This window comes from Roseivirga sp. UBA1976 (assembly GCF_002336325.1).
Taxonomy (GTDB): domain Bacteria; phylum Bacteroidota; class Bacteroidia; order Cytophagales; family Cyclobacteriaceae; genus Roseivirga; species Roseivirga thermotolerans.
Genome location: NZ_DDDQ01000019.1, coordinates 1 through 9,373, shown reverse-complemented (window position 1 = coordinate 9,373; position 9,373 = coordinate 1). Strand labels below are relative to the sequence as shown.

The window sequence follows — 9,373 nt, the reverse complement described above, 5'->3', positions numbered from 1 at the left end:
TAATGTTGGTGGGTCAGCAAAAAGGACGTAACACCAAGCAGCGCCAAATGAGAAACTTTGGTATGGCTAATCCGGAAGGCTACAGAAAAGCCTTGCGCCTATTCAAGATGGCCGAAAAGTTCAATAAGCCCATAGTTACGCTTATTGATACTCCCGGTGCTTATCCGGGGCTTGAGGCCGAAGAGAGAGGTCAGGGAGAGGCTATTGCAAGAAACATTAAAGAAATGTTTATGCTCAAGGTGCCTGTAATTTGCATAATTATAGGTGAAGGAGCCTCTGGTGGAGCTCTTGGTATAGCCGTTGGCGATAAGGTGCTTATGCTCGAGAATACCTGGTATTCGGTAATTTCTCCTGAGTCTTGCTCATCTATTCTTTGGAGAAGCTGGGACTACAAGGAGCAGGCAGCAGAAGCTTTGAAGCTAACCGCTACAGATATGCTCGGCTTCGGACTCATTGATGGCATCATTGAAGAACCGCTGGGTGGAGCTCATAGAGACCCGGACTGGATGTATGAAACCCTTAAAAATCGGATTCTCAAAGAACTTAAGCCGCTCATGAAGCAGTCGGCTGAGGAGAGAATCAACAATAGAATAGAAAAATTTGCCAACATGGGCGAAGTGGTGGAGTAGTACATACTCTACTTTTTCGTATGGCACTTAGCAGGTAAGCCTGTCTTAGAAAAGAATACAGTAATAGACTCCACTGGGTTAATTGTTGTAGGTTTTTAAGGCAGGCTCACTTTTTTGGTGGCGTGCGGCAAACTTTCACCCGGCCTGTTTAGTTTATCACTTGCTTTTTCTTTGCTGAAGGGATTGCTTAACTTTCCTCTGATTCCATCAATCGAACTATGGCAAAAACAAAAGCTCAACCTAAACTCAAACCCTACATTTTAGATTTGATTGTTGTAATTGCAGGTATTTCCATTGCCTTTGCGCTAGACAACTATTCGGAAAACCGAAAACAGCAGCAAGAGGAAGTACTGTATCTACAAGCTTTGAGAGACGATCTTAAGCAGGACAAAGCCAACCTTAATAGAGTAGTAGACTCATCCAAGGTGCTCATTCAGAATGTATCTGAAACCTTTCAGTTTCTTTTCAGTCGTCAACCCCTGCAAAAATTTCAGATCAAGCACATTACCAGCACCTATACTGCTCCTTATTTTTTTGGTAATACAGGGACCTATAGTGCGCTTATAAACTCCGGAGACCTGCAAATCATTTCATCGTTCGAACTGCGCAACCAACTTGCCACGCATTATAACGTATCGTATACCGAACTACATCGTATAGACGATTTCATTAAAAACCTGGTAGACAATCATCTGTATCCATATATGCTAAAAAATATTGCCTTTCAGCAGGGAACCAACGGAATTCGAGATACCAAACCACTATTGGAAAACGAGGCCATTAATCTAATGGGCAGTTACTACAATTTTTTGCTGACACGAAATAAAATATACGATCAGGTAATACAACGATGCGATTCACTCATCGCTAACATCAATATTGAACTCAAATGAATTTACACGTAATAAACACCGGTTTTTTTAAACTAGATGGGGGAGCTATGTTTGGTGTGGTGCCCAAAAGCCTATGGTCGCGCACGAACCCGGCCGATGAGAAAAACCTCTGTACATGGGCCATGCGCTGCTTACTTATAGAAGATGGCGACCAACTGATACTTATTGATAATGGAATCGGAAATAAGCAGGATGCCCGTTTCTTTAGTCATTATTACCTGCATGGAGAGGCCTCGTTAGATGGTTCCCTGAAAAAAGCTGGGTTCGACAGATCGGATGTCACAGACATGTTTCTTACCCATCTGCATTTTGATCATTGTGGGGGCGGAGTAGATTATGTGGGCGATGACAGAGAAAAATTGGAGTTGCATTTTCCTAACGCCAAATACTGGTCCAATCAAGACCATTGGAAATGGGCTACACAACCCAATGCACGCGAAAAGGCCTCTTTTCTGAAAGAAAATATTATACCTATGCAAGAAAGCGGTCACTTGCACTTTGTGCCCCTAAATGGACGGGCCGCTTTTCAGCAGTTTGAGGTACTTACTGTTGATGGTCATACCGATAAACAGATGATTCCGAAAATAAAATATAAGGATCACACCATTGTGTTTATGGCCGATTTACTGCCTTCAGTTGGGCATATACCCTTGCCTTATGTGATGGGTTATGATACGCGCCCCCTTTTAACCCTCGATGAAAAAGAGAAATTTTTGAACGAGGCGGCAGACCAAGGCTATATATTATTTCTAGAACATGACCCTGTGAATGAATGTTGCACGGTAAAGCATACAGAAAAAGGAGTGAGACTCGATAAAACTTTTTCACTTAAAGAAATACTTTAAACCATGAAGGTAGGATTGGCACTGTCAGGCGGTGGAGCACGAGGTTTTGCTCATCTGGGCGTTTTAAAAGCTTTGGAAGAAGTAGGTATAAAGGTAGATATGATTAGTGGTGCCAGTGCGGGGTCAGTAGCGGCAGCCTTTTACAGCTATGGTTATAAGCCGGAAGAAACACTAAAGATTTTTGAAAACACCAATATCCTCAAGTTGGTATGGCCGGCATTTAGTGTAACGGGGCTGCTCAATATTCAAAAAACTGAGTCGGTATATAGCAAATACCTGAAGGAAGATAGCTTCGAAGCTTCGCAAATCCCTATTTACATTGCCGCAACCAACCTCAATGAAGGGAAGACTGAAATGTTTCATTCAGGGTCGCTAAAGCAAGCAATTATGGCTTCATGCTGTATTCCCTTCATTTTTGATCCGGTAAAAATTGGTGAAGATTACTATGTAGACGGAGGGATATTGAACAACATGCCTACAGAAATACTACAAGAGAAAGGTTGCGATTTTATAATTGGTGTAAATGTGGCACCCCTGGTTAAAGAGCCTAATTTATCGGGGCCTAAGCGCATGATTGAACGAGTAACCGTATTAGCCCTAAGCGCCAATGTTATGTATAGCAGCCGGATTTGCGATGTTTACATTATGCCCCAAGAACTCAGAAAGTATGGTACGTTCGATTTTAAGAAGTCGCGCGAACTCTTCAATATAGGTTATGAGCATGCCCGACAACTTTTAGATTCTCCTGAGAGTGAAAAACTTCAAAAACTTCTGAGCATAGCCGAGTCGAAGTCGGCCTAATCTTTTCCCGGGTATAAATCACCTTTCACCTGTTCAAGAAGGTAGGGGACACTTTACATTCTTTTGCCGTTTTAGCAGGAATCCAATTTTTTTTTGCAAAAACAACCAATACTGGTAAACCTTTTGTGGGTTTGATACGACTAAAAAAAGAAATTCATAGAGTCGTACGTGTGTTTGAGTTGCGGCTCGTCTAAGACAATAAACAAAACAATCAAACATCAAAAACTCAATCTAAGAACAGCAATGCGAGTATTTTTTATCGTTGCCTGGGTGTGCCTGTTGGTCAATATGGCACAGGCCCAGGAAAAGTTTACCCTAAACGGGTACATTAGAGACGCGGCCAATGGCGAGGAGCTTATTGGCGTTACCGTGTATGTGAAAGAAACCCAGGCCGGAGTTATTTCCAATGCCTATGGGTTTTACTCTCTCACCCTTCCCAAAGGCACTTATCATGTAAGCTTCACTTTCATAGGCATGAAAACCGTAGAACGGATCATTGAACTCAATGCCGATAAGTCTATGAATATTGAGCTGCAGGAAGAAGTGCTTAACCTGAGCGAAGTAGTAGTGACCGGAGAGCGCGAAGATGAGCACGTGGTGAAAATTCAAATGAGCAAGAATGAACTTAATCTTGCTCAGGTGAAAAAGTTGCCGGCTCTCTTTGGCGAACCCGACATTATTAAAACCATACAAATGCTTCCGGGAGTTATTTCTGCAGGAGAAGGCACCTCCAGTTTTTTTGTGCGTGGAGGGAGTGCCGATCAGAATCTGATTCTTATTGATGAAGCTCCTGTTTACGATCCCTCTCACTTGTTTGGCCTTTTCTCAGTGTTTAATGCCGATGTTATAAAAGACTCTGAATTATATAAGGGAGGAATTCCGGCACGGTTTGGGGGTAGACTTTCTTCCATTTTGGAAGTACGCACCAAAGACGGAAACAATAAGAAGTTTGGAGGAGAGGCTGGTATTGGCCTGCTGGCTAGTAGCCTTATGTTAGAAGGACCTATTAAAAAAGACAAAAGCTCATTTATTGTTTCGGCCAGGCGGTCTTATGTAGATATGTTTCTAAAACTGGCCGATCAGGATAACCTGGTGTATTTCTATGATGTAAATGCCAAAGTCAACTGGCGGGCAAACAATAAGAACCGTTTCTTTCTAGCACTTTATGCCGGCCGTGACGACTTTAATTTTGATGGAGAGTTTGGCTTTGACTGGGGGAATAAAACAGCCACATTTCGTTGGAATCACCTGTATAACGATAAGCTATTTTCCAACACATCGCTCATAGCAAGCAAGTTCGACTATGGCCTTGGGTCATCTACACAAAGCGATGGTTTTCAGTGGGATTCAGACCTTACAGAATATAGCTTTAAACAAGATCAGAACTACTTCTTCAACCCCAGATTGAGTCTGGATTTTGGCTATCATTTGACCTATCGCCAGTTTAACCCGGGAATTATAGAGCCGGGCGAGGGATCTATTTTTAAGTCTACAGCACTACAGAAAGAGTATGCGTTAGACCACGCCTTCTATGCCGGGTTGGAGCATCAGGTTTCTGACAAGCTCACTTTTCAGTATGGAGCCAGGCTTTCCATTTTCCAGAACATAGGAGAGCAAATGGTATATGAGTATGAAGATGTAAACAATAACGTCCAACCTGTGAGAACCGACTCTACTTACTATGGTGACTTTGAGAATATTAAAACTTACATTAATCTGGAGCCGCGATTTTCGGCACGATATATCGTCAATGAGTCAACCAGTATAAAAGCAAGCTACAATAGAATGGTGCAGAATACGCACCTCATAAGTAGTGGCACGGTGCCTCTTCCGTTCAATACATGGGCACCAAGCTCAACTTACCTGCTTCCTCAAAAGGCCGATCAGTTGGCTGTAGGCTATTTCAAAAACCTCAATAATAACCGCTATGAGTTTTCGGTTGAGGCCTATTACAAAGACATACAGAATGTAACCGATTTTGCCGATAATGCGCGGATTTTCTTTAATCAGGACCTGGCCACTGAATTTAGGCAAGGTGCTTCAGAAGCTTACGGACTGGAGCTAATGTTGCAGAAGAGGAAAGGCGACCTTAGCGGGTTTATCTCTTACACATGGTCGAAGGCTACACGCCAGGTGCCCGGAGTAAATCATGGCAACGAGTTTTTTGCCAATCATGACAGACGCAATAGCCTCAATGTAGTGGCTACCTACGACTACAACGACAAATGGACCTTTGGAGGAAACTTTACATACGGTACGGGTAGGCCCATAACCCTACCGGCAGGGTCTTATGAGTATGGCGATGGCTATCTGCCTGATATTATTACCGAAAGGAATGGTTACAGGCTAAGCGATTTTCATCGAATGGATTTAAGTGCTACGCTAACACCACGCAAGAATGCCGGAAAGAAGTATGAAACTTCCTGGGTGTTCTCTCTTTACAATGTGTATAGCCGCAAAAATCCATTTTCTGTCTACACTCGGGTTACCATGGACGATGACGGAAATATAACTGGTGATGGCACTCAGAAAGAGGCTCGCCTGATTTACTTGTTCCCTGTACTCCCTTCAATCACCTACAACATTACCTTTTAAGTATGAAATCTTTAAAATTATATATCGGCCTGTTTCTTTTTCTAGTGTTGACCTGGAGCTGTGAAGAAACCATTCCTATAGACTCACTTCAAACAGAAAGTAAAGTGGTTATTGAAGCCCTGGTGACGAACCACGAGGGGCGCAGTTATGTAAAACTTTCCAGAAGCAGGGGCTTTTATGAAACCGGTGCAACCCCGCGAATTACCAATGCCGATGTGCGTGTGACTACCTCTTTGGGTGAAACCATTGTGTTTGTTCATAATCCTACGGCCGACCCTGAGAAAAATGGCTACTACTGGCCAAATGCCAATTTTACAGGCGAGGTTGGTTTGAGCTACACGCTCAATGTAACGGTAGACGGAGAAGTATATACGGCCACCGAAGAATTGCTCCCTGTTACTACCATAGATTCATTAAAGGTAAAAGTGGATGATGAAGAGTTGGAAGACCCTGAGGTTCCGGGAAGAATTTACTCGGTACTTTTCTACGCGAAAGAACCACAAGATAGGGTAGACCACTACCTGTTTAAATTCTATAGAAATGATTCCATTTTGCTAGACTGGCCCACAGACATTTACTTCTCTGACGATGAAGTGTTGGGAGAAACTATCGATGATGTAGAAATTGCAGGCTATTACAGCGAGGGCGATGTGGTGAGGGTAGAAATGTTTAGCCTTACGCGTAAGGCATTTATTTTCTATTCAGATCTCTCTAACCTTCTCAATAATGATGGTGGCATGTTTAGCCCTCCTCCGGCCAACCCACGCAATAACCTTAGCAATGGAGCCCTGGGCTATTTTCAGGTAAGTGCCATGGATTTTGAAGAAATGGTGGTCACTCCTCCCGGTGATTAAAATTTTGTGGGTTTAAACAACAAGAGGTTGTCTCGTTGGCTACTCTTTCTGTGTTTATAGCAGAGAAAGAAGCAGAGCCGGAGACAACCTCTTTGCGTTGGGGGTTTGCTAGGCTACTACCACCAAATAGTAATTTTTCTTACCCTTCTGAACCAGGAAGTATTTGTTCTGCAGTAAGTCAAACTGAGGCCTGGCGTTCATATCTTCAATTTTATTCTTATTGATAGATACTCCTCCGCCTTGCAGCATTCTGCGGGCCTCTCCCTTCGAAGCAAATATTTGGTCCCGGGTAACAGTGCTGAGCAGGTCTATATAGTTTTCAGTGGCTTCTATTTCTGCCTTGGATACTTCCACCTGAGGCACACCCTCAAAAACGGATAGGAGAGTGCTCTCGTTCAAAGAAGCCAGGTCTTCCGTGGTAGACTTTCCAAAAAGGATATTGGAGGCCTTAATGGCCGTCTGAAGATCTTCTTCGGAATGCACTCTACGGGTCACATCTTCGGCTAACGCCTTTTGGAGTGTTCTCCTATGAGGGGCTTCGGCATGTTCCTTCTCCAGGGCTTCAATTTCTTCTTTAGGTAGTAGCGTAAAGACCTTTATAAAGTTGGCCGCATCTTCGTCAGAAGTATTGAGCCAATACTGGTAGAACTTATACGGTGAGGTTTTCTCCGGATCGAGCCATACATTTCCGCCCTCAGACTTTCCGAATTTAGTGCCATCGGCCTTTTTTACCAGGGGAACCGTAATGGCAAAAGCTTCTCCCTGCACCTTTCTGCGAATGAGCTCAGTACCGGTAACAATATTGCCCCATTGGTCAGAGCCACCCATTTGTAGCTTGCAGTTCAGGTTTTGGTATAGGTGCAAGAAGTCATAGCCCTGCACCAGTTGGTAGCTAAACTCTGTAAATGACATGCCACCTTCCAGGCGGTTTTTTACAGAGTCTTTGGCCATCATGTAGTTTACGGTAATGTGTTTTCCGATGTCGCGGATAAACTCCAGAAAGCCAAAGTTTTTAAACCAATCGTAATTATTGACTATTTCAGCCGAGTTTTCGCCACAGTCAAAGTTCAGGAACTTTTGAAGCTGTTTTTTCTGCGATTCCAGGTTATGGTTCAGTGCATCGGTATCGAGCAGTGGTCTTTCGGCCGATTTGCCAGAAGGGTCTCCCACAAGTCCGGTAGCCCCCCCCACAAGAGCTATGGGCTTGTGTCCCGCTCTTTGTAAATGAACGAGCAACATCACCGGAACCAAATTACCAATGTGCAATGAATCGGCTGTAGGATCGAAACCCACATATCCGGTAGTCATTTCTTTACTCAGTTGTTCCTCTGTGCCGGGCATAATGTCGTGAATCATGCCTCTCCATTGTAATTCTTCTATCAGATTGTTGCTCATGCTGTAGATTTTTTCGGAGCGCAAATATAGAATTTGAAGGGGGAGCTTGAAAGCTAAAAACAAAGTATATATAAAATCACCGGCTGTAAACAGAGTATCTATTTTTGCCCTTTGCTGAGCCGGCTATGCGCAGATTGAGAAACGGTAATAGTATAGCAACCGTCTCTTGAAGAAGGATGTGAGGGGAGTAGAGAGGCCAATGGGCCTGGCAGTTACCAGGCCACTGTGCCGTAGTTGTCTTTTTGCTCGTTGGGCATTGACGAGCTTCTGTTACGGTTGATGTTGATATCTTTAGACGATCGGGAAGGGGAGCTGGAGCTTAGCTCAGGCATTTCCACCTGTTCACCCACTGTCACTTTGCCGTTCATCTCGGCACCGTTTTCAACCGAAATTTTCTTGGCATATATCTTACCGTAGATTCTGGCGTTTTGAGCCAGGTGTAAGTGCCCGTTGGAGAGCACATCGCCATTTACATAGCCTTCTATGGTAATGTCCGAACCACTCAAATTGCCTCCAATCTCGCCATGCGATCCAACAATGATTTTTTCTCCCGAAATCAGATCGCCAGTAACAAATCCATCGACCCTAATGCTGTGCTCGGATTTCATGTTGCCCGATATTACGGAGCCTTCACGAATCTGAGTAATTAAGGTAGATGGATTGTTTGTTGCTTCGGCTTTTCTACTCATTAGTATTCAGCGGGTATTGAAGATTCTGTACTCAAGTTATTTTCATCATACACAGAAATGATAGTGGTGGCATTTCCTATGTCCAGACCCACAGCATTTCCTTTCACCCCTCCGTTCAACTGAGCAGAATTTATGCAATAGCCACGGCTGGCAAGTGTTTGCGGTTCAAAAGCCACTTCCAGATCCAGAATATCTTGAAACTCTTCTTTGAAACATTCAACCAACTGAGGGTAGAGTGCTCCGCCCCCGGCAAGGAACATGCGGTGCGAAACGGTAAAGTCGTTGTCGTTAAAGGCCTTGCGCATGGCCGGAGACACAACGTCTTCGTAGTATTGTCTAATTACTTTGTCTCTGATAGACTTAATGTCGATACGCTTTCTATTCAGGAATATCACACCTTTTTGAAAGGCTACATCAATCTGATGTTCTGTTTTCAACTCCAGGTAGTAGGTTTTAGCCAGCTCTTTTTCTAACAGGTTTACAGCATATCGCAAACCGTAGGTAGAAAGCGATGTTCTCTGTACTATACCGCCTTCAGTGCTCAACAATCCTTCCAGAGTACCATATCCCAGAGACATCACAAAGAAATTGCCGTCTACTTTCTGATTTCCCTTTCTAAGAGCAATGGCGCAGCCAATAACTTCAGGAATTACCTGTACATGATCAATTTCT

8 protein-coding genes and 1 pseudogene are annotated in these 9,373 nt (G+C 43.7%); 6 read left to right on the top strand and 3 right to left on the bottom strand.

The window, feature by feature from the left end; translation table 11 throughout:
• From B3763_RS01660 to B3763_RS01635, 6 genes are all read left to right on the top strand, one after another.
• Nucleotides 1-629: acetyl-CoA carboxylase carboxyltransferase subunit alpha (locus B3763_RS01660; RefSeq protein ID WP_286742950.1), on the top strand; the 629-nt coding region annotated here is incomplete at its 5' end.
• 218 nt (nucleotides 630-847) lie between these two features.
• On the top strand, nucleotides 848-1,522 hold the full coding sequence (locus B3763_RS01655) for a DUF6090 family protein (RefSeq protein WP_286742946.1): 675 nt from the start codon (nucleotides 848-850) through the stop codon (nucleotides 1,520-1,522).
• Nucleotides 1,519-2,367 (top strand): MBL fold metallo-hydrolase, encoded by an 849-nt coding sequence (locus B3763_RS01650; RefSeq protein WP_286742944.1) that lies wholly within the window; start codon nucleotides 1,519-1,521, stop codon nucleotides 2,365-2,367. Before B3763_RS01655 ends, B3763_RS01650 begins: the two co-directional genes overlap by 4 nt.
• 3 nt (nucleotides 2,368-2,370) lie before the next feature.
• Nucleotides 2,371-3,168 (top strand): patatin-like phospholipase family protein, encoded by a 798-nt coding sequence (locus tag B3763_RS01645; RefSeq protein WP_286742942.1) that lies wholly within the window; start codon nucleotides 2,371-2,373, stop codon nucleotides 3,166-3,168.
• Nucleotides 3,169-3,411: 243 nt separating this feature from the next.
• Nucleotides 3,412-5,763: a TonB-dependent receptor gene (locus B3763_RS01640; protein WP_286742941.1), complete on the top strand. Its 2,352-nt coding sequence runs from the start codon at nucleotides 3,412-3,414 to the stop codon at nucleotides 5,761-5,763.
• A 2-nt stretch (nucleotides 5,764-5,765) separates the two neighbouring features.
• On the top strand, nucleotides 5,766-6,617 hold the full coding sequence (locus tag B3763_RS01635; protein ID WP_286742939.1) for a DUF4249 domain-containing protein: 852 nt from the start codon (nucleotides 5,766-5,768) through the stop codon (nucleotides 6,615-6,617).
• A gap of 108 nt (nucleotides 6,618-6,725) precedes the next feature.
• On the opposite strand, the gene tyrS is transcribed toward B3763_RS01635, so the two are convergent.
• From tyrS to B3763_RS01620, 3 genes and pseudogenes are all read right to left on the bottom strand, one after another.
• Nucleotides 6,726-8,012 (bottom strand): tyrosine--tRNA ligase, encoded by a 1,287-nt coding sequence (gene tyrS, locus B3763_RS01630; protein WP_189631192.1) that lies wholly within the window; start codon nucleotides 8,010-8,012, stop codon nucleotides 6,726-6,728.
• Nucleotides 8,013-8,224: 212 nt separating this feature from the next.
• Nucleotides 8,225-8,701: a bactofilin family protein gene (locus B3763_RS01625; protein ID WP_189631193.1), complete on the bottom strand. Its 477-nt coding sequence runs from the start codon at nucleotides 8,699-8,701 to the stop codon at nucleotides 8,225-8,227.
• Nucleotides 8,701-9,373, bottom strand: a pseudogene (locus B3763_RS01620) (hypothetical protein); the annotation flags it as partial. The pseudogene B3763_RS01620 and the gene B3763_RS01625, both read right to left, overlap by 1 nt.

Bases quoted from the DNA above. Each gene is read 5' to 3' on its own strand.
- B3763_RS01640 (WP_286742941.1), top strand. From the start codon at position 3,412: ATGCGAGTATTTTTTATCGTTGCCTGGGTGTGCCTGTTGGTCAATATG.
- B3763_RS01655 (WP_286742946.1), top strand. From the start codon at position 848: ATGGCAAAAACAAAAGCTCAACCTAAACTCAAACCCTACATTTTAGAT.
- B3763_RS01635 (WP_286742939.1), top strand. From the start codon at position 5,766: ATGAAATCTTTAAAATTATATATCGGCCTGTTTCTTTTTCTAGTGTTG.
- tyrS (WP_189631192.1), bottom strand. From the start codon at position 8,012: ATGAGCAACAATCTGATAGAAGAATTACAATGGAGAGGCATGATTCAC.
- B3763_RS01645 (WP_286742942.1), top strand. From the start codon at position 2,371: ATGAAGGTAGGATTGGCACTGTCAGGCGGTGGAGCACGAGGTTTTGCT.
- B3763_RS01625 (WP_189631193.1), bottom strand. From the start codon at position 8,701: ATGAGTAGAAAAGCCGAAGCAACAAACAATCCATCTACCTTAATTACT.
- B3763_RS01650 (WP_286742944.1), top strand. From the start codon at position 1,519: ATGAATTTACACGTAATAAACACCGGTTTTTTTAAACTAGATGGGGGA.